Annotated in this window: 18 protein-coding genes; all 18 read left to right on the forward strand. The window is 46.9% G+C overall.

Going from position 1 to position 21,351, the window contains the following annotated elements; genetic code table 11:
• Positions 1-9: 9 nt before the first annotated feature.
• The 18 genes from ACZRJQ_RS08605 to ACZRJQ_RS08690 all read left to right on the forward strand — a co-directional run bounded on the left by ACZRJQ_RS08605 (position 10) and on the right by ACZRJQ_RS08690 (position 21,304).
• The gene (locus ACZRJQ_RS08605) at positions 10-2,217 is read left to right on the forward strand and encodes a bifunctional prephenate dehydrogenase/3-phosphoshikimate 1-carboxyvinyltransferase (protein ID WP_463977997.1); all 2,208 of its coding nucleotides are present in this window, start codon (positions 10-12) and stop codon (positions 2,215-2,217) included.
• Positions 2,214-2,903, forward strand: coding sequence for a (d)CMP kinase (gene cmk / locus ACZRJQ_RS08610; protein WP_463977936.1), 690 nt, complete (start codon positions 2,214-2,216; stop codon positions 2,901-2,903). The genes ACZRJQ_RS08605 and cmk overlap by 4 nt, the downstream gene beginning before the upstream one ends.
• A gap of 123 nt (positions 2,904-3,026) precedes the next feature.
• Positions 3,027-4,721, forward strand: coding sequence for a 30S ribosomal protein S1 (rpsA, locus tag ACZRJQ_RS08615; protein WP_463977937.1), 1,695 nt, complete (start codon positions 3,027-3,029; stop codon positions 4,719-4,721).
• Positions 4,722-4,982: 261 nt separating this feature from the next.
• Positions 4,983-5,285: an integration host factor subunit beta gene (gene ihfB, locus ACZRJQ_RS08620; RefSeq protein WP_463977938.1), complete on the forward strand. Its 303-nt coding sequence runs from the start codon at positions 4,983-4,985 to the stop codon at positions 5,283-5,285.
• A gap of 17 nt (positions 5,286-5,302) precedes the next feature.
• Positions 5,303-5,551: a lipopolysaccharide assembly protein LapA domain-containing protein gene (locus tag ACZRJQ_RS08625; RefSeq protein WP_463977998.1), complete on the forward strand. Its 249-nt coding sequence runs from the start codon at positions 5,303-5,305 to the stop codon at positions 5,549-5,551.
• A gap of 256 nt (positions 5,552-5,807) precedes the next feature.
• Positions 5,808-7,169, forward strand: a complete 1,362-nt coding sequence (locus ACZRJQ_RS08630; protein ID WP_463977939.1) for a Wzz/FepE/Etk N-terminal domain-containing protein — start codon at positions 5,808-5,810, stop codon at positions 7,167-7,169.
• Between the two features lie 79 nt (positions 7,170-7,248).
• Positions 7,249-8,703, forward strand: coding sequence for an MBL fold metallo-hydrolase RNA specificity domain-containing protein (locus ACZRJQ_RS08635; protein WP_463977999.1), 1,455 nt, complete (start codon positions 7,249-7,251; stop codon positions 8,701-8,703).
• 109 nt (positions 8,704-8,812) lie between these two features.
• Positions 8,813-9,340, forward strand: coding sequence for a transcription/translation regulatory transformer protein RfaH (gene rfaH / locus ACZRJQ_RS08640; protein ID WP_463977940.1), 528 nt, complete (start codon positions 8,813-8,815; stop codon positions 9,338-9,340).
• Positions 9,341-9,487: 147 nt separating this feature from the next.
• Complete coding sequence (gene tviB / locus ACZRJQ_RS08645; protein ID WP_463977941.1) at positions 9,488-10,765, forward strand: Vi polysaccharide biosynthesis UDP-N-acetylglucosamine C-6 dehydrogenase TviB; 1,278 nt, start codon at positions 9,488-9,490, stop codon at positions 10,763-10,765.
• A gap of 62 nt (positions 10,766-10,827) precedes the next feature.
• Positions 10,828-11,868: an NAD-dependent epimerase/dehydratase family protein gene (locus ACZRJQ_RS08650; protein ID WP_463977942.1), complete on the forward strand. Its 1,041-nt coding sequence runs from the start codon at positions 10,828-10,830 to the stop codon at positions 11,866-11,868.
• A complete protein-coding gene (rfbA, locus tag ACZRJQ_RS08655; RefSeq protein WP_463977943.1) occupies positions 11,865-12,740 on the forward strand; it encodes a glucose-1-phosphate thymidylyltransferase RfbA in 876 nt (291 codons plus the stop codon). The genes ACZRJQ_RS08650 and rfbA overlap by 4 nt, the downstream gene beginning before the upstream one ends.
• The gene (locus ACZRJQ_RS08660; RefSeq protein WP_463977944.1) at positions 12,737-13,141 is read left to right on the forward strand and encodes a sugar 3,4-ketoisomerase; all 405 of its coding nucleotides are present in this window, start codon (positions 12,737-12,739) and stop codon (positions 13,139-13,141) included. The genes rfbA and ACZRJQ_RS08660 overlap by 4 nt, the downstream gene beginning before the upstream one ends.
• Positions 13,142-13,493: 352 nt before the next feature.
• Entirely contained in the window at positions 13,494-14,618 is a 1,125-nt protein-coding gene (locus ACZRJQ_RS08665) for a DegT/DnrJ/EryC1/StrS family aminotransferase (protein WP_463977945.1), read from the forward strand.
• Between the two features lie 5 nt (positions 14,619-14,623).
• Positions 14,624-15,877 carry an O-antigen translocase gene (locus tag ACZRJQ_RS08670; RefSeq protein WP_463977946.1) on the forward strand — a complete coding sequence of 418 codons (1,254 nt, stop codon included), beginning with the start codon at positions 14,624-14,626 and terminating at the stop codon, positions 15,875-15,877.
• 46 nt (positions 15,878-15,923) lie between these two features.
• Positions 15,924-17,168, forward strand: a complete 1,245-nt coding sequence (locus ACZRJQ_RS08675) for a hypothetical protein (RefSeq protein WP_463977947.1) — start codon at positions 15,924-15,926, stop codon at positions 17,166-17,168.
• Positions 17,155-18,276 (forward strand): hypothetical protein, encoded by a 1,122-nt coding sequence (locus ACZRJQ_RS08680; RefSeq protein WP_463977948.1) that lies wholly within the window; start codon positions 17,155-17,157, stop codon positions 18,274-18,276. The genes ACZRJQ_RS08675 and ACZRJQ_RS08680 overlap by 14 nt, the downstream gene beginning before the upstream one ends.
• 17 nt (positions 18,277-18,293) lie before the next feature.
• A complete protein-coding gene (gene asnB / locus ACZRJQ_RS08685; protein WP_463977949.1) occupies positions 18,294-20,180 on the forward strand; it encodes an asparagine synthase (glutamine-hydrolyzing) in 1,887 nt (628 codons plus the stop codon).
• Positions 20,180-21,304, forward strand: coding sequence for a glycosyltransferase family 4 protein (locus tag ACZRJQ_RS08690; protein ID WP_463977950.1), 1,125 nt, complete (start codon positions 20,180-20,182; stop codon positions 21,302-21,304). The genes asnB and ACZRJQ_RS08690 overlap by 1 nt, the downstream gene beginning before the upstream one ends.
• The last annotated feature ends 47 nt before the right edge of the window (positions 21,305-21,351 follow it).

Consider the following 21,351-nt stretch of genomic DNA (forward strand, 5'->3'; position numbering starts at 1 on the left):
GTAAAACCTATTGTGGGCCGCCTGGTCGTTGTTGGATTGGGCTTGATCGGTGGCTCGTTCGCCAAGGGCGTGCGTGAAAGCGGGCTGTGCCGTGAAGTCGTAGGCGTTGATCTGGATGCTGCCTCGCGCGCTCGCGCCGTTGAGTTGGGCGTGGTTGATCGCTGTGAGGCTGATCTGGCGACAGCCTGTGTGGGTGCGGATGTCATTCAGTTGGCCGTACCCATTTTGGCGATGGAAAAAATGCTCGGTTTGCTGGCCGGCATGAATATTGGGCATGCGGTGTTAACCGATGTTGGCAGTGCCAAGGGCAATGTGGTGCGTGCTGCCGCTCAGGCCTTTGGAGGCATGCCGTCGCGTTTTGTACCGGGACATCCAATTGCGGGTTCTGAGCAAAGTGGCGTTGAGGCGTCTAACTCAAGCCTGTTTGAGCGGCACAAAGTCATTTTGACGCCAGTGCCTGAAACCGATCCTGATGCGCTGGCTTTGGTTGATGTGCTGTGGCGCGCCCTTGGGGCGGACGTTGAGCATATGCAGGTCGAGCGTCATGATGAGGTTTTGGCGGCGACCAGTCATTTGCCACATTTATTGGCGTTTGGTCTGGTGGACTCTCTTGCCAAGCGCAATGAGAACCTTGATATCTTTCGTTACGCAGCGGGTGGTTTTCGCGATTTCACAAGAATCGCCGGAAGCGACCCGGTAATGTGGCACGACATTTTTCTCGCTAATCGCGAAGCAGTGTTGCGCACACTGGATACATTTCGCAGCGACCTCGACGCCTTGCGCGACGCGGTTGATGCGGGGGATGGGCACCAATTGTTGGGCGTGTTCACGCGCGCCCGGGTTGCTCGCGAGCATTTTGGCAAAATCCTGGCCCGCCGGGCATATGTGGACCCTATGACATCAAATGATCTGATTTTCCTGGCTGAACCTGGTGGTCAAGTAACTGGCCGGATCCGTGTACCGGGTGACAAGTCCATTTCTCACCGTTCGATCATGCTTGGCTCTTTGGCTGAAGGCACGACCGAGGTTGAAGGTTTTCTTGAGGGCGAAGATGCCCTGGCGACCCTGCAAGCGTTTCGTGACATGGGTGTGGTGATTGAGGGCCCAAATCAAGGGCGCGTCACCATTCATGGCGTTGGTTTGCATGGATTGAAAGCGCCGCCAGGCCCCATCTATTTGGGTAACTCGGGCACGTCGATGCGCCTGTTGTCAGGTTTACTGGCGGCACAAAGCTTTGATACCACGCTGACCGGCGATGCCTCGCTGACCAAACGACCGATGAATCGTGTCGCCAATCCTTTACGTGAAATGGGCGCAGTGATCGAAACGGCTGCTGAGGGTCGTCCGCCGATGACTATTCGCGGCGGTCATGCACTCAAGGGCATGGATTACACCCTGCCGATGGCCAGCGCTCAGGTCAAATCCTGCTTGTTGCTGGCGGGGTTGTATGCCGAGGGTAAAACTTCGGTCACAGAGCCTGCGCCGACACGCGATCATACCGAGCGCATGCTGCGAGGTTTTGGCTACCCGGTGACCGTGGCGGGGCCTACTGCGTCCGTTGAATCGGGTCACAAGCTCACTGCAACGCACATTGAAGTGCCGGGCGATATCTCCTCCTCAGCGTTCTTCCTGGTGGCGGCCTCGATTGCTGAAGGTTCGGATCTGGTGCTTGAACACGTCGGGATTAACCCGACTCGCACGGGTGTTATCGATATCCTGCGCCTAATGGGGGCGGACATTACCCTTGAAAACGAGCGTGAAGTGGGTGGCGAGCCTGTGGCAGATTTGCACGTTCGTGCCGCCAAGCTTAAGGGTATTGAAATCCCTGAAGCGCTGGTGCCATTGGCGATTGATGAGTTCCCAGTGTTATTTGTGGCTGCGGCAGTTGCCGAAGGTCGCACTGTCTTGCGGGGTGCTGAAGAGCTGCGAGTCAAAGAGTCCGACCGGATTCAGGTCATGGCAGATGGCTTATTGAGCTTGGGTGTCAAATGCGAGCCAACACCCGACGGCATCATTATTGATGGCGGCTCAATCGGTGGTGGTGAAGTGCATGGTCATGGCGATCACCGTATCTCAATGGCATTCAGCATCGCATCGTTGCGGGCGACTGCGCCGATCCGTATTCATGATTGCGCCAACGTGGCGACCTCGTTTCCGAACTTCCTTGCCCTGTGCAAGCAAGTGGGCATTCGTGTGGCGCAAGAGGCGCAGTCGTGATTCTGTCGGCGCCCGTCATCACCATTGATGGCCCAAGCGGTTCGGGTAAGGGCACTGTGGCGGGGCAGTTGGCCAAGAGCTTGGGTTGGAACTTGCTCGACTCCGGCGCCTTGTACCGTTTGTTGGCATTTGCTGCTGGCAATCATGGCGTCGCCTTGGATAACGAAGCCTTGCTGAGCACGTTGGCTGCGCATCTTGATGTGCAGTTCGTCGGGGCGACGGAAGGTAATCCTGCACGCATTATTCTGGAAGGTGATGATGTAACGCACGCCATTCGGGGTGAGGATGTTGCTGCCGGTGCCTCCAAGGTTGCGGCGCTACCCGCTGTGCGTGAGGCTTTGCTGCAGCGTCAGCGTGCATTCCAAGAATTTCCAGGCCTGGTTGCCGATGGGCGCGACATGGGGACTGTTGTTTTTCCGGACGCTCCATTGAAGGTGTTTTTGACTGCCAGTGCCGAGGAGCGGGCCCGCCGCCGCTACTTGCAGTTGAAGGCCAAGGGGGATGATGTTAGTCTCCCGCGTCTGTTAGATGAGATACGTGCCCGCGATGAGCGTGACACGCAGCGTGCAATAGCCCCGCTCAAACCGGCGGCTGATGCCATACAGCTGGACTCCACGGAGCTATCCATTGAGCAGGTGCTACAACGCATCATGAGTGAAATCGCACTTCGCGATATCACTGGATGACCAAGAAAGCGTGCAGGAGACCAGAAATAGTCCTGCATGCCTTCTTTTATATGAACGTAACCCACATTGTCTGGAATGTGGCAGATGGGCGTATTCCTTCGCCCTTATTCAACAGGAATTAAAATGAGCGAAAGCTTTGCAGAACTCTTTGAAGAAAGCCTAAAAACCCTGAATCTTCAGGCTGGCTCGATCATCACCGCTATCATCGTTGATATCGATTACCAAGCTGGTTGGGTAACCGTTCACGCTGGTTTGAAGTCTGAAGGCCTCATCCCGCTGGAGCAGTTCCACAACGACGCTGGCGAACTGAACATCAACATTGGTGATGAAGTTCACGTTGCGCTGGACGCGGTCGAAGACGGCTTTGGCGAAACCAAGCTGTCCCGTGAAAAAGCCAAGCGCGCTGAATGCTGGATTGTTCTGGAAGCAGCCTTCGCAGCAGAAGAAGTGGTTAAGGGCGTTATCAACGGTAAGGTTAAAGGCGGCTTCACTGTCGACGTTAACGGCATCCGTGCGTTCCTGCCAGGTTCTCTGGTTGACGTTCGTCCAGTGCGCGACACCACGCACCTGGAAGGCAAAGAGCTGGAATTCAAGGTCATCAAACTTGACCAGAAGCGCAACAACGTTGTTGTTTCGCGTCGCAGCGTTCTTGAAGCAGAGAACTCGGCTGAGCGTGAAGCTCTGCTGGAATCCCTGCAAGAAGGCCAGCAAGTCAAAGGTATCGTCAAAAACCTCACCGATTACGGCGCATTCGTCGATCTGGGTGGCGTCGATGGCCTGCTGCACATTACCGACATGGCTTGGAAGCGTATCAAGCATCCTTCCGAAATCGTCAACGTTGGCGACGAGATCGATGTCAAGGTTCTGAAGTACGATCGCGAACGCAATCGTGTTTCCCTGGGCCTCAAGCAACTGGGCGAAGATCCATGGGTTGCTATCAAAGCCCGTTACCCAGAAAGCACTCGCGTTACCGCTCGTGTAACCAACCTGACCGACTACGGCTGCTTCGCTGAGCTGGAAGAAGGCGTTGAAGGTCTGGTACACGTTTCGGAAATGGACTGGACCAACAAGAACATCCACCCTTCGAAAGTCGTACAAGTCGGCGACGAAGTGGAAGTTATGGTTCTGGACATCGACGAAGAGCGTCGTCGTATCTCCCTGGGCATCAAGCAGTGCAAATCTAACCCGTGGGAAGATTTCTCTGGCCAGTTCAACAAGGGCGATAAAATCTCCGGCACCATCAAGTCGATCACCGATTTCGGTATCTTCATTGGTCTGGACGGCGGCATCGACGGCCTGGTTCACCTGTCCGACATCTCCTGGAACGAAGTGGGCGAAGAAGCCGTACGTCGTTTCAAGAAGGGCGACGAGCTTGACACCGTTATCCTGTCTGTTGATCCAGAGCGTGAGCGCATCTCCCTGGGTATCAAGCAGCTGGAAAGCGATCCGTTCTCCGAGTACGTACAAGAGAACGACAAAGGCGCAATCGTTAAGGGCATCGTGAAAGAAGTTGACGCTAAAGGCGCCATCATCACTCTGGCCAACGATATCGAAGCAACTCTGAAAGCCTCCGAAATCAGCCGTGACCGCATCGAAGATGCACGTAACGTTCTGAAAGAAGGCGAAGAAGTAGAAGCCAAGATCATCAGCGTTGATCGCAAAAGCCGCGTAATCCAACTCTCCATCAAGTCGAAAGATGATGCTGAAGAGAAAGAAGCAATCCAGAGCCTGCGCGACAAGCCAGCTACCTCTGACATTGCTGCTGGTCCGACCACTTTGGGCGACCTGCTGCGTGCACAAATGGAAAAACAGAACTAAGTTCTGATTGACCATAAAAAAAGGGCGACTTAGGTCGCCCTTTTTTGTGCCCGTAATTCGTGTTTTTAGGCCTGATGGGTGCAGCCTTGTCTTCGCCTTCAAAGCGGTATGCCTACAGGGTTAGCCTATAGGGGAGGCTTGAAGCTTTCGCTTGTTGCGCAGCGTGAAGGTGGAAGTCAATTACTGGGCTGTTCAAAATCATTCGATCATGCTAAAACCTTTGAAGCGCTGATCTAGCTGCTTGAAAAAGAAGGGAAAAATATGACGAAGTCGGAGTTGATCGAACGAATTGTCACCCATCAAGGGCTGCTTTCATCCAAGGATGTAGAGCTGGCCATCAAGACCATGCTTGAGCAAATGTCTCAATGCCTAGCGACAGGGGATCGAATCGAGATCCGTGGCTTTGGCAGCTTCTCATTGCACTACCGTGCACCGCGTGTGGGACGCAACCCAAAAACGGGTCAGTCCGTCAGTCTTGACGGCAAATTTGTTCCTCACTTCAAGCCGGGCAAGGAGCTTCGGGATCGAGTTAATGAAGATGAGGAAGAAGGCGTTGAATCCTAAAGGTGCGGGGTGTGTTGATGCGAGCCTTTAAGCGCGCAGTGCTGGTTGTATGTGCTCTGATAGTCATCTTGGCGATAGTGCTGTTTGTTCTGGAGAACAAACAGCCTACTTCACTGGTTTTTCTTGGCTGGCATTCGCCTGAGTTGCCGGCATCCTTATTCTTTTTAGGGGCACTGCTGGTGGGGATGGCAATTGGCCCAGTTATTGGCTTTATTGCTTATGAGCGTAGAGCGGCTAGATTGAAGCGCAGCCTGCTAAAGCCCTGACAATTACTTATCAAAAGATAGCCGTTGGATTTTGAATACGGGTTGTCGTTGCGGGAAAATTCTTGGTCGGTGTCAAGGCTTGTATTGTTTTGTAATGCTGGCAAAATGCGCGTTGTTCTCGATTGCCAGCTATTTTTGTGCTCCACCAGGTGTGCAGTGATGCCGATACCTAGTGGAAACTAATAAACAATAATAAGCACATAAGAAAATTTCTGCATGACGAGCCCGCAGTTTCTTTTTGAAGGCAGGCCTTGTTTTGAGTAGTGTTCACCGTCTCCCCAATGGCGCATCGTCCGACGAGATCGATTTGTTCGCCTTGTTTCACGCAATCTGGAAGCAAAAAAAAATTATCATTGCTGCTGCTGCCGTGTGCGGACTGGCAGCAATGGGTTACGCCTATTGGGTTACCCCTGAATACCAGGTGAGCAGTGTGCTACGGCCTGCTGCAATCAACGAACTTGATGCGCTTAACCGGTCGGGTGTGTACACGCTGCCACCCAGTGAGGCCTTGTTAAAAGTAGGCGCATCCCTTGAGTCTTATGACACCCGGTTGGGTTTCTTTCGTGAGAACCAAGAGCTATTTAGCCAGTTCAAACGGCCAGGACGCACGCTGGAGCAGAGCTTTGAAGCCTTCAATCGCGACTCTCTGAAGCTGGTGCTACCAGACCCGAAAAAAGCTGACGCTCTGAGTGCTTTCATCGGTCTTGAACTCAACTACCCCCAAGATGTTGATGGTGTACAAATTCTTAATGGATTTGTCGATTACGCGGTTAATGCTGAGCGTGAGCAAATTGCTGCTGATATGAAAGTGATCGTCAACAATCGTCTGGTTGAGCTCCAAGGACAAATTGATGCTGCCCGCTCCAGTTATGAGTCTGATAAAGAGTCACGTATCGCTGTGCTTCAAGAGGGCGACTTTCTGAAGCGTGCTCTTCTGCAAGATGAGCTCAAGGCGCTACGCGAACAACTCAAGGCAGGTCGTACCAATCGTATGGAGCAACTGAGCGAAGCCATCAGCATTGCCAGAAGCTTGGGCATTCAAAAGCCCACCACGCCGTCTGCATTAGGTGAGACAGGCCGAGCTGGCGACGCCAGTGTGATGCGCACTGAAATCAATAATCAGCAAATCCCGCTCTATTTCATGGGGGTTGAGGCGCTTGAAGCTGAGCGTAAAGCCTTGCAGCAACGTAAATCGGATGACTTCACAGAACGAAGAATTGCTCAAATTGCTCGTGAACTGCAATTGTTGAAAATCAACCGTGAAGTAGAAGTGCTTAAGCAGCGCCAAAATGAACATTTGTTCTTGAGTGGCGTGCAGCCGTTACGCGCAGAAATCGTGCGTTTAGAAAATTTGAATAACCTCGATATCAGTAGCATGAAACTGGTTTCCATCGACCGCAAAGCGCTGGAGCCTTTAAGCCCAATCAAGCCAAAAAAAGCGTTGATCGTGGTATTGGGGCTGATTCTTGGCGGTCTACTGGGCGTATTAATTGCCTTGGTTAGACATTTTGGTGAAATACGTCGCCAGCAACTCCAGCAGGTAATTTCGCCCTCGCTCTCGGCTACATTGACGAACCCTGTCAACAACGGAAAAGTTTTGAAAAACGATCGGCACTGATCGGGCCTAGGGTAGGGTGATTCCTTACCCCGTTTTATGGGCTAATTGCCTCTTCATGGAGTTGTACCGAGAGCAAGCTATGCCTTATCCGCACATTATTCATCATGGCGCCGTTAGCGGCGTCACGGGTTCGTGTCATCAACTGCAGATGGATGCCGACGCCAGCCTGTTAATCGACTGTGGCTTGTTTCAGGGGGCAGACTACTCAGAGCAGGGCCTGCGAGATGTCACGCCTTCGCAGATCAACTTTCCTCTGGACGGTATCAAAGCACTCGTTGTCACCCACGTGCATGCGGATCATGTGGGGCGTATCCCTTATTTGCTCGCAGCGGGCTTTCAAGGGCCTATTCTGTGCAGTGAGCCTTCGGCCAAGCTCCTGCCATTAGTGCTCGAAGATGCTTTCAAGCTTGAGTTCAGTCGGGAGCCCAAGCTCGTTGAGCGCTTCGTTAAGAGGTTGAAGCAGCAACTCATCGCGCTGCCCTTTGATCATTGGTTTACTGTTGCGCAAACGCCAACGCTTCATGGCCGCCTACGTTTACAAAGGGCAGGGCACATACTGGGCTCTGCTTATGTTGAGTGTGACCTCAACTATCCGCAAATGAATGTAAACCGTCGTATCGTTTTCTCAGGTGACTTGGGCGCTCCTCAAACGGCCTTTTTACCATCACCTAAATCTCCTGAGCGTGCTGATGTGCTGGTGCTAGAAAGTACTTACGGTGATCGCACGCATGAAGATCGACAGATGCGTCAAGTGCTCCTGGAACAAGCGATTGATAAAGCCTTGGTTGATCACGGTACGTTGTTGATTCCTGCATTCAGCATTGGTCGAACTCAAGAGTTGCTCTATGAGCTAGAAGCCATACTCCATCGCAAAGGGTTAATGGGTATTACGACCGGTATAGACAGTGAGGATAAATCCCTTCCTGTCCATTGGCCGCAATTACCGGTGATTGTAGATTCCCCCTTGGCCAGTCGATTAACAAGCGTGTACCAAACGCTGGAAGATTATTGGGACTTGCCAGCGCAACAGCGTCTTGAGGCTGGACGTAACCCGCTGGATTTTAACCAACTGATCACCATTGACAGTCACGCCAAACACATACAGACCGTTAACTACTTGGCCCATTCTGGTCGACCAGCGATCGTTATTGCTGCCAGTGGAATGTGCGCCAGTGGTCGTATAGTGAATTACCTAAAAGCCATGTTGTCAGACCCGAGGCATAATGTGCTGTTTATAGGCTACCAAGCGAGCGGCACTCCTGGAGCGCAAATACAGAAGTATGGCCCTGAGGGTGGATTTGTTGAATTGGAAGGTGAGCGCTGTATTATTCGCGCAGGCATCCTGACGCTAAGCGGCTATTCTGCGCACGCTGACCAGCGGGATCTGCTCCGTTTTGTAACAGGCATGGAGCAGTGGCCGAAACAAGTACGTTTAGTGCATGGCGAAATGCCTGCAAAAAAGGCATTGGCCCGAGCGTTGAACAAACTGTACCAAGCTCAGGGCCGGACTGTGGATTTGCAAATCCCTGCCTGATGTTTACACCTGTGATTTAGGTTCACAGTGACGATAAGAACCAAGCGGCTTGTCATTAGTCATGCACAGCACGATGGCAAACCAGGGAAGAGGCTCTAATGAACTATTTATGGACATAACCCGCTCACCAATACAGCGCGCGCCCGTGGTTTCGGCGCAAGGTGACTGGTATTTGGTGCAATGTAAGCCCCGACAGGACGAGCGTGCCGAGGAAAACCTCATGCGCCAAGGCTATGAGTGCTCACGCCCAACGTGTCGTCGCGAGCGCATTGTGCGCGGCCAGCTTCAATATGTTCAAGAGTCCCTTTTCCCAAGTTATTTGTTCATACATATGCCAGAGGGCGCGAATTGGGCGCCCTTGCGCTCAACTCGCGGTGTGGCGCGTATTGTTGCGTTTGGCGGCCGGCCCTTGTCTGTTACCCATGAACTGGTTGCTCAACTACAGGCCCGGGCTGTGTCATACGTCATTCCCACGTTCAACCCCGGTGATAAAGTCACCATTCTGGATGGGGGTTTTGCAGGCATAGATTCCATATTCATGACAATGGATGGCGAAGAGCGCGTGATCTTGCTGATTAACCTGATGAACCGTCAACAACAGATAAATTTGCCATTGGCCAGTATCGTCAATCGCTAAGCAGTACTCAGGCAATCGCCTGGGCAATGATAATGAACCCCGTTCTCAGGAAATCGACGATAAATCCTGGGGCGGTAGCGTGTTCAAACTCTTTTGCCACGAATTCAATTAATAGCTCAACTCACCAAATTACGTAGGCGTCCAATCATGCTTCAACTTAAAGATCTTAACCTAGCGATTATTGGCCTGGGTTACGTAGGTTTACCGCTGGCTGTTGAGTTTGGTAAACATAGATCGGTGGTCGGCTTTGATATCAACCAACCCCGTATTAATGCCCTGCGATCCGGTCACGATTCCACGCTTGAAGTAAGCGATGAAGAGCTGAAGCAATCAGCCCACTTGAGCTACAGTGCAGATCTGAGTGAATTAGCGGCATGCAATACTTTTATCGTGACTGTTCCGACGCCGATAGATGAATACAATCAACCCGACTTGACGCCTTTAATCAAAGCCTCCGAGAGCATCGGTAAAGTGCTGAAAAAAGGCGATATCGTAATTTACGAATCTACGGTTTATCCCGGTGCCACTGAAGAAGATTGTGTGCCAGTACTTGAGCGCGTATCTGGGCTCACATTCAATGTTGACTTCTTTGCAGGCTATAGCCCAGAGCGTATTAACCCGGGCGACAAAGAGCACCGAGTCACAACCATCAAAAAAGTCACATCGGGTTCCACACCTGAAATCGCTGATTTAGTTGATGCACTGTATAACCAGATCATTACAGCTGGTACGCACAAAGCCAGCAGTATCAAAGTTGCAGAAGCCGCTAAAGTGATCGAGAACACTCAGCGCGACCTTAATATCGCGTTGATTAATGAGTTAGCGATCATTTTCAACAAGATGGGCATTGATACCGAAGCTGTGCTGCAAGCAGCAGGCACCAAATGGAACTTTCTACCGTTCCGTCCAGGTTTGGTAGGAGGGCATTGCATTGGTGTAGATCCGTACTACTTAACGCACAAAGCACAGTCGATTGGTTATCACCCAGAAATTATTCTGGCGGGTCGCCGCTTGAATGACGGTATGGGGGCCTACGTGGTATCGCAATTGGTGAAGGCGATGCTTAAACAGCGCATTCATGTTGACGGTGCGCGGGTTCTTATCATGGGCCTGACCTTCAAGGAAAACTGCCCAGACCTGCGTAACACTCGCATCGTAGACATCGTGCGCGAACTGGCTGAATACAACATAGCCGTAGATGTCTATGACCCGTGGGTGAGCAGCAGTGAAGCGCAGCATGAATACGGCATCACTCCTGTCTCCGAGCCGGCCATCAATGCCTATGACGCAATTGTGCTGGCAGTGGCACATGATCAGTTCCGCAATATGGGGGCGGCTCATATCCGTCAATACGGCAAGTCAGAACACATTCTGTATGACCTCAAATACCTGCTAAGCAGTGAAGAGTCTGACATTCGCCTATAAAGCCTAATCGATGGATAGATTAAGTTATTGGTTGATAACCCTTACTGAATAAGCAGGTATGTATGACTGGTTACGAGACACTGAAAAAATCGCTATTGAACCAACCTAAAGTGTGGCTGGTAACGGGTGTTGCGGGTTTTATTGGCTCAAATCTGCTGGAAACCCTGTTAAAGCTTGATCAGACAGTGGTGGGCCTGGATGACTTCTCGACGGGCCATCAGTCCAACTTGAATGAAGTCCAGCAACAAGTCAGCCCAGCCCAATGGGCTAGCTTCAAGCTGATCAAGGGTGATATACGCGTACTGGATGACTGCCAATCAGCTTGTCAGGGCGTAGATTATGTACTTCATCAGGCTGCATTGGGGTCCGTGCCGCGCTCGCTGAATGATCCGATCACGACTAACAGCACAAATATTGACGGCTTCCTCAATATGCTCGTGGCGGCACGTGACGCCAAAGTCACAAGCTTCACTTACGCGGCAAGCAGTTCAACCTATGGTGACCACCCTGGCTTGCCTAAAGTTGAAGACGTGATAGGTAAGCCCCTGTCCCCGTATGCCGTCACCAAGTACGTGAATGAGTTATATGCCGACGTATTTTTCAAGTGCTATGGTCTGAATACTATCGGCCTACGTTACTTTAATGTGTTTGGTAAACGTCAGGACCCAGATGGCGCATATGCAGCGGTGATCCCAAAGTGGATTGCTGGCATGTTTAACAATGAAGATGTTTATATCAATGGTGACGGTGAGACCAGCCGGGATTTCTGCTTCATTGAGAATACGGTTCAAGCGAATTTATTGGCCGCAACCACCACAGATGCAGCCGCCAGAAATCAGGTATATAACGTGGCGGTCAGTGGGCGTACAGACCTCAATCAGTTATACGCAGCCCTGCAAAATGAGCTGAAGGTCAATGGTATCGACTATGCTAAAGCCCCGGTGTATCGCGAGTTTCGTGCGGGTGATGTTCGGCACTCGCAAGCCGATATAAGCAAAATCCAAACGCTATTAGGATACGCCCCAGAGTTCAATATTGAACAAGGTATTGCTAAAGCAATGCCTTGGTACGTGCACGCATTGAAGCAGGTAAATAATCAATGAAAGGGATTATTCTTGCTGGCGGTTCGGGCACACGCCTCTATCCCATTACCAAGGGGGTGTCCAAGCAACTTCTGCCCATCTACGATAAGCCAATGGTTTACTACCCGTTGTCAGTATTAATGCTGGCGGGTATTCGCGACATTTTGCTGATCAGCACACCTGATGATATTGCAGGTTTTAAGCGGTTGTTAGGTGATGGTAGCGAATTTGGTATAAATCTTCAGTACGCGGTACAACCGAGTCCAGATGGCCTGGCCCAAGCGTTTATTATTGGCGAAGAATTTATTGGCAAGGACTCGGTATGTTTAGTACTGGGGGACAATATTTTTTATGGTCAAGGTTTTAGCCCGATGCTACGTGCTGCTGCATCGCGCGCCAAAGGTGCAACTGTTTTCGGTTATCAGGTAAAAGATCCTGAGCGTTTTGGTGTGGTGGAGTTCGATCAGCATAAGCGCGCCATATCCATAGAAGAAAAACCGAAAAAACCAAAGTCTCACTTCGCGGTAACAGGCCTGTACTTCTATGACAACGAAGTCATAGAAATTGCAAAAAATGTCAAACCTTCAGAGCGAGGCGAACTAGAGATTTCGTGCATCAACAGCGCCTATCTTGAACGTGGCGACTTGAATGTTGAAGTGTTGGGCCGTGGTTTTGCGTGGTTGGATACGGGCACTCACGAAAGTCTGCTTGAGGCAGGGCTTTTTGTCGAAACCATTGAAAAAAGGCAAGGCTATAAAATTGCCTGCCTTGAAGAAATTGCTTTTAATAATGGCTGGTTGGATGCTGCATCGCTACAGAGTATTGGCCAGTCATTGAGTAAAAATAGTTATGGGCAATATCTGTTGTCGTTAGTTCAGGGGGCGGAGCTGTGAGCCTTGTAGAATTTTTAAATATTAAACCTCTGGGTGATGCACGAGGTCAGTTGCTTGTTTGTGAAAGCACACGCAATGTGCCGTTCGATATTAAGCGAGTGTACTATTTAACAAACACGACTGAGGGCGTCTCACGTGGCTTTCATGCCCACAAGAAACTTGAGCAAGTTGCCGTGTGTGTGTCTGGTAAATGTTTAATGATTTTAGATGATGGACAAGCCAAAGAGGAGGTGTGGCTCGACTCTCCATTGAAGGCTATAAAAATTGACCGTATGGTTTGGCACGAAATGCATCACTTTAGCGCGGACTGCGTTTTGCTGGTAATGGCAAGTGATTATTATGATGAGGCTGACTATATCCGTGACTATTCAAATTTCTTGCTAGAAGTTATAAGTGATTAGAGTGTTTTAAATGCCCCAAATCAAGCAATATGTAAATTAATGATTTGTGATAAGAGTATTATAGTTCGGTTGTTTTTTTATTTGATTTTGTGCGTAGCGTTTTATTGTTGAGTTTGCAGATTTAGAACCGAAATTAATATGGCGTCACAGGGTAAAACATCTACGTGATGCCTAAACCCTGTACGTAATGTATCTGCAGTCGGTTACGGCGTTAAAAATAGGCTCAGATGGCTCATCTACAACAAGTAGAATTCGCTTTCTAGCCTGTGTTCGCCGCGCCTAACCTTCGCTCGAAAAAATTCGTACAAACTCCAATTTCATATCTATTTAAAATATATTTGGTATGCCCAGAATGATTAATTTTTTGGATCTAAAGTCTATAAATGCAACATTAAGAAGTGAATTGATCGAAGCGTGCGCGCGGGTTATTGATTCAGGTTGGTATATTTTAGGTAAAGAGCTTGTTAAGTTTGAAGGTGAGTTTGCTAGTTATTGTGGCGTTAAACATTGTATTGGTGTAGCGAATGGTCTTGATGCGCTGACGCTTACTCTTCGGGCGTGGAAGGAGTTAGGTAAGCTACGAGAAGGTGATGAGGTACTCGTTCCTGCTAATACCTATATAGCAAGTATTCTCGCGATTACTGAAAATGGGCTTGTACCAGTTCTTGTGGAGCCAGACGAACATACATTTAACTTATGCCCTGTAAATGCAGAGGCGTTAGTGACTAAAAGAACCCGTGTCATACTGCCTGTGCATTTGTATGGTCAGATATGTGATATGCCAGCAATCGAGTCATTGGCTAAACGTCACGGACTGCTGATACTTGAGGACTCAGCCCAATCTCATGGCGCATCCATTAATGGTCGAAAGGCCGGTGCGTGGGGAGATGCATCAGGGTTTAGTTTTTACCCAGGCAAAAATCTTGGAGCATTGGGTGATGGCGGTGCAATCACAACAAATGATGATGAGCTGAATGATACGCTGCGTGCATTAAGGAACTATGGTTCTCACGAAAAATATAAAAACATTTTCACTGGTGTAAATAGCCGTCTTGATGAAATGCAGGCCGCTATTCTGGGTATAAAACTTAAATATTTGGATGAGCAAACGGAATGTAGAGCAAGAATTGCAAAGCTTTATCTAGAAGGCATAAATAATCCATTATTAACGTTACCATTAAATGCATCAGCCCTAGAATATGATAGCGCAACACATGTTTGGCACCTTTTTGTAGTGAGAACTAAGTTCAGAGATGAGTTACAGAAACATCTCGCCGTGTCGGGAATTCAAACCCTTATTCATTATCCGATTCCGCCACACAAACAAAAAGCTTACCAGGAGTGGAATGCTAGGTCTTATCCGTTGACCGAGGAGTTGCATGAACAAGTTCTAAGTTTACCTATAAGCCCTATGATGTCCTTAGATGAAGCTAGATTGGTAGTTGTCGCCTGCAATAACTTCGCGGCAGAACGATAATTAGAATGACTTTAATAAAAACAAGTTTGCTGAATGCTATCGCAGTAGCAATAAAGATGCTTACCCTTTTAGGGATAAACAAAATTCTCGCTGTCTATGTAGGTCCTGCAGGATACGCGGCACTTGGACAGTTCCAAAATGCTGTGCAGATGATTACAACATTTGCGAGTGGCGCAATAAATTCAGGAATAACTAAATATACTGCTGAGTATGAGGGGGATGAAAAAAAGCAACATGTACTTTGGAAAACCGCAGGTACAGTAATTGCCATAGGCACTATAAGCGCTGCTATTCTGGTTTTTTTATTCCATAAAAATTTAGCGCTTGTGTTTTTGAAAGGTTATGATTTAGCAAGTGTTTTTATCTGGCTTTCTGTGAGTTTGATTTTTTTTACAGCTAATACTTTTTTCTTGGCTGTTCTTAATGGAAAAAAGGAAGTAGCACGTTACATAGTTGCTAATATAGTCGGTAGTTTGGGAGCGCTGATACTTACAGGGTGGTTGGCCATAGAGTTTGGTCTGTATGGGGCTTTAATTTCACTCTCCTTATATCAGTCAGCTGCTTGTTTAGCTACAGTTTTCATTTGTGCCAAAACTCCATGGTTCAGATGGTCATTTTTCTTTGGCGCGTTTGACGCGACAGTATTTAAAAATTTATTAAAATTTGCAGCGATGGCCATATGCTCGGCAATCTGCGTGCCTATTTGTCATATTCTAATACGCGACAAATTGGGAGCCAGTTTTGGCTGGGATGCCGCGGGGTATTGGGAGGCCATGTGGCGGTTGAGCTCTGCATACTTGCTGTTTATCAGTACAACATTAAGTTTGTATTTGCTTCCAAAAATAGCAAGTTTAGAGAAGCTGAGTGATGTTAGGTCAGAAGTTGTTGCAGGATTTAAAGTTATATTGCCATTCGTAGCGATATCGTGCATGGGTATCTATTTGTTCCGGGATGTTATTATTCAATTACTTTTCACCAAAGACTTTACACCCATGCGAGAGCTTTTTGCCTGGCAGTTGGTAGGCGACTTTTTTAGAACAATTGCGTGGGTGTTGGGCTATATATTGATAGCTAAAGCGTGGTGGAAAACATATATTATATTTGAAATTATAGGTGCGACATCGTTTTATGGATACACCATATTATTCAGCAAGTATGGTGTTGAAGGTGCCTCTATGGCGCATGCTTTGAATTATGTTGTGTATGATTTTTGTATCCTGATATGTTTATATTTTTATTCTAGGCGAATGGCGAGATAGCCTGGGTTAAAGTTTTTATTGCAAGACTCTTAGTTAAAGGCTTAGTATGAATAAAGTTCAAGGTTCGATATGTTTTGCATTTCCGGTTCTGAATGGAGTTAGAAGTGGCGCTTTAATGTTGGCGTACAGATTTATATGTGGTCTAGTCGAGCGCGGGGAAAGCGTAAAGATTATTGACTTTAAGAGTGGTTTGTTAAAAAGCTTGTTGGACCAATCAGCAGTTGATTTTGATTTTGTTGACTTGGAGTGCAAAGATTGGAGTTCTCGTATCTTATCCCAAGACGTGGTTTTTGGGTTTAATAATGACATTTACACGTACCCCTTTATTTTTGAGAATAACCCACGGCTGTTTTTTTATGATGTGTATCCATTGTTTTGGGCGAATTTTCTTAGACCGAAAGGCCGCTCTTTTAAATGGTTAGATATATTGAGTTCAGCTCGTTATATCAACTCAGGTATTTTTTTAAATGGTATTGCTGTAATGGAGCCAGTTAGTTTGAGAATGTTGAGAGCCCGCTTCCCTGGGACTACATTTGATTCTATACCTGTAATTCCAATAGCAATCGATATTCCGTCTGCACAGACAAAAATTTACGAAAAATCAAATAAGATGAGGGTTACCTATGTTGGCCGAAGTGAAGCTTGGAAAATTCGACCATTAGTGAAATTCATTAAAGATGTGTTAAGTGAAGGTTTGTCAGAGAAGATTATTTTAAATATAGTTTTTTCTAATATTTCTATGGGGGTAGATATATTAGAAAAAGAATTAGGTTGTAAGCTGTCAGATACTGGAATGCTAATATGCTTGTATGAGAATTTGAGTTCTGAAGCGCTAGAAAAAATCATCCTTGAAGAAAGTGATTTCGGTTTCGCTATGGGAACATCAGCGCTAGAATTTGCACGATTTAGGTGCCCGACTCTGCTGGCTGATGTTTCGAATAATAGTTTTCCAAAGAATTATAAATATAAATGGTTGCATGAAGTAGAACCTGGCTGTTTAGGATTAGATCTAGATGCCTCTATAAATAGTTTGCGTTTAACTGAAGGTGTTAGCTTGAGTCAGGTTCTGGATGATCTGTCCGCAGGGTATTCCGATATAGCTGATCGTTGTTATAATCATGTTGCTGCATATCATTCTATGTCTCGAAATCTATCACTGATATTATCGTCTGTGAATAATAGTTGTCTGAGATCGGATGATATAAAAGCTATCGTTCCGTGGGTATATTTCAAATCACAGGAGCTGAGGCGGAAATTGATATGGAAGGGGAAGTTTCTTGAAAGGCGTTAATGGATCTATTTTGCCTAAAGAGTTCTTTTTTGTGTTTGCAGCTATGCCAGCACTCACTGGGTTCTTTTTTTCAATATTCGATGTTTATATCTTAAGCGCAGCATGCTTCCTTCTATTGTCCGGTCGCCTAAAAGTTGGCATCCAATCATTTTTTTATATGTTGCTTGTTTTTATTTCAACTATTTTAACTTGCATATTTTCGGCTCAGCCTTTCGAAACGCTCCAACTTTTGCAATGGATAACGTTTTTGATGGTTCTATTAAGTTGCTGGTGGCTCTTGGATTCTGGTTTTTTTGATATAAAAAGATCCATGTATTACTGGATGATGGGAGTCGTTCCTAATTTCATTGTTGCGGTGTTGCAAAATATTTATCCTCATGTAGAGATTTTTAATTTTGCAATTTATAAGTCATCTCCTTTGCCCGGTTACGATTTTATTCGAAGTACAGGACTATTATATAATCCTAATACGTTGGCGGCATTCTCTGTTATGGCATTCTGGTTGGCGCTTATGTGGGGGAAGAGAGTAATAGCATTGATATGCGTTTTGACCGCTATGCTAACATTTTCCAAAACGGTTTTCTTGATGTCCGCTCTATTTATATTGAGGTTTTTACTTGGTAGAAATAATATAAAGAAATTGTTTTATATGTTTTTTGGTGCTTCTTTTTCTTTTATTTTTTTAGTATGGGTTTTGGATTTTTTAAGCTACAGGATGAATAATGCTAATTCGCTCGAAAGCAGAGTTTACATTCTGGAGGTAGTATCTACTAAGATTGTCTCTGTCTGGCAAGTTCTTTTTGGTCTTGGGATAGGGGCGGATGCGGAGGAAGGTATCGGTCGTATACACAATAAGTTCCTTTCTGTGTTTTTTCAGTTTGGGCTTGTGGGTTCTGTACTGTTTTTTTGCTTTATTATATATATCTGCAACAGTATTCTGACTTCGCATTTATCGCGTTCTGACCGATTTTCCTTATTGGTTTTCCTATTGATTTTTTGCTCCATGGGAATGGTGTCGACATGGACATTTTTTTCATTTGAGTACTTTGTCCTTTTGTTTTGCTTGAAAGCAAGTAAAGAGACACATCCTATGTTTGAAAAAATATAATATTTGGAAACAGCTCAATGTGTGGATTTGGTGGATTTGTTGCGCTTCATCGGTTATCGGAGACTCCTTCTGATGTTCTGCAGGCGATGGCTGCTCGAATACAACACAGAGGCCCAGATGGGGTAGGAGTTTGGTTGGATGAAGCAGGAAATGTTGGTCTTTGCCATAGGCGGCTAGCAATCGTTGAGCTGTCTGAGGCCGGCCATCAGCCAATGCAGTGTGAATCACAAAGGTACGTTTTAGTTTTTAATGGTGAAATTTACAATCATCTAGAGTTACGATCCAAGTTAGAGGGCGATGGTCTTAAACACATTTGGAACGGACATTCTGACACTGAAACACTCTTGTACTCTTTATCTTATTGGGGGGTGAGCAAAACACTAAAGCTTTTAGTTGGTATGTTTGCAATAGCCGTTTGGGATCGTCAAGAACAAGTGCTCACCCTTGCACGCGATAGGATGGGAGAAAAGCCACTCTATTGGGGGTGGCAAAATGGAGTTTTAATTTTTGGTTCAGAGCTTAAAGCATTAAAAGCCCATCCTGCATTCAATGCAGGTATAGACAGAGATGCTCTTGCATTGCTGCTACGCTATAACTACATTCCTGCACCTCATAGCATTTATTCAGGCGTAGAGAAATTGTTGCCTGGTCATTATGTGCAAGTCGCTCTTGGTGATGTGCGCAGTGATGTTAAACCAATTGCTTATTGGCACCTTAACAAAGTAGTCGAAGAAGGGCTCAGTAATCAATTACCAGGCTCCGAAGTTGAAGTTGCATCTATCTTGGAAAGCCAAATGGTAAAAAGCATTGGTGATCAGATGCTCTCTGATGTTCCTTTAGGTGCTTTTCTAAGCGGTGGCGTGGATAGCAGTACAGTTGTAGCATTGATGCAAAATCAAAGTGCTATACCTGTCAAAACTTTCACTATTGGCTTCGACGCGGCTGGTTTTAACGAGGCTGAGCATGCGTTAGCAGTGTCCAAGCACTTGGGTACAGACCATACTGAGATTTATGTTGGCGCTAATGATGCTTTAAGTGTTATCCCTAAGCTGCCACATACTTATTGCGAACCCTTCGCAGACAGTTCACAGATTCCAACTTACTTAGTCAGTCAACTGGCTAGGCAGCATGTAACAGTGGCGCTAAGTGGTGATGCCGGTGATGAGTTATTCGGTGGTTACAACCAATATAAGTTTGCTCCTAAGATGTGGGGGCAGCTTAATAGAGTGCCTCTTTCTGTTAGGCAATTTGCTGCTGCTGCATCAAAGTCTATTCCATTACCTGCCAAAGTTAAAAAGTTGTTAAATGTCTTGCCTGCAAAAGGCAGAGAAGATTTTTACCATCGTTTGCAAAGCCATTGGTACTCTCCCGAAAGTGTCGTTATTGGCGCTAAGGAGCCGGTTACATTATTGACGTCCTTACATAGCTGGCCCGAGTCTGTAGATTTTCAGAGTTGGATGATGGCGATGGATGCTCAGTGCTATATGGTCGACGATATCTTAGTTAAGGTCGACCGCGCATCAATGGCTAATAGCCTTGAAACACGCGTTCCTTTCCTCGATCACCGAGTAGTAGAGCTGGCTTGGCGTATACCTCAAGCTATGAAAATTCGTGAAGGGAAGGGGAAGTGGATTCTGCGCCAAGTATTATATCGTCATGTGCCTCAGGAGATGATTGAACGCCCTAAAAAAGGGTTTTCTATTCCCTTGGGCGAATGGCTGAGAGGGCCTCTACGCGAGTGGGCCGAAACACTTCTCTCTGAGGAGAGAATAATTAAGGATGGCTATTTCAATGTTTCACCTATCCGTGAAACCTGGAAAAGACATTTATCGGGAGCGGATGATTATTCGACTAAGCTTTGGAGTATTTTGATGTTCCAGGCTTGGCTAGAGGTTCAAGAATAATGTTGGTGGCTCACGTTATAGTCGGTTTAAATATCGGTGGCGCTGAATTAATGCTTCAGCGACTGTGTGAATCACTAAATACCCAAGATGATAAGCATATTGTTATTTCCCTTACTAGTATCGGGAAAATTGGCGTGCTGCTCCAGTCAAAAGGGGTTGAGGTAGTTGCACTTAATTTGTCTTCGATTGTAACAGCGCCGATTGTTCTCTTTAAGTTGGTTCGACTCTTAAGGTTACATCGTCCTGATATCGTGCAGACGTGGATGTATCATGCGGATTTACTTGGCGGACTTGCTGCACGTTGTGCAGGAGTAAAAAATATTATATGGGGTGTTCGCACAACTGATGTTAAGGCTGGTGGCAATAAAAGTACCGCATTTATTAGGGGTGTCTGCGCTCGTTTATCATTTTTTATACCGAGTGTTATAGTGTGTGCGGCTGAGGCATCGCGCAAGGCGCATGTTGATGTTGGTTATGATGAAAATAAAATGCTAGTGATATCTAATGGCTTTGACTTGACCGCCTTGAATGCTACTGCAGAAGAACGCCTGTCTATTCGTTTAGAAAACGGTATCACTGATCAGGAAATATTGATTGGGTCTGTGGGAAGATTCAATGTTGTTAAGGATCACCCTAACTTCGTTAAAGCAGCAGGAATTGTTGCTTCACGATATAAAAATGTTAAATTTTTACTAGTGGGTCGTGAGCTAACTAATGACAATAGCGTGTTAATGAGTTTGCTTGCGGACACCGGTTTTTCAGAGCGATTTATTCTTTTAGGGGAGCGCGCTGATATTCCCGCTTGCCTTAAAGCTATGGATATTTTCTGTTTGCACTCTGTGACGGAAGGATTTCCTAATGTTTTAGGTGAGGCGATGTCAATGGGGCTGCCTTGCGTAACGACTGACGTAGGTGATGCTTCATTTCTCATTGGTACGACAGGGTGTGTAGTCCCTTCTGGAAATCCAAATCAACTTTCTGAAGGGGTAATTAGTTTGGTTGATATTGGCCAAGATAAAAGAGTGGAATTGGGGGCTAAGTCAAAGCAACGTATTATTGATGAGTTCACAATGGATGTAACAAAATCAAAATTTAAGCGCCTCTACGAGCAGTTATGTAACTAGTTTTTTGGTGCTTTTTTAGTTTTTCCGTTTCGACTTATGTGAAGCTT

This window comes from Pseudomonas sp. E315 (genome assembly GCF_055406205.1).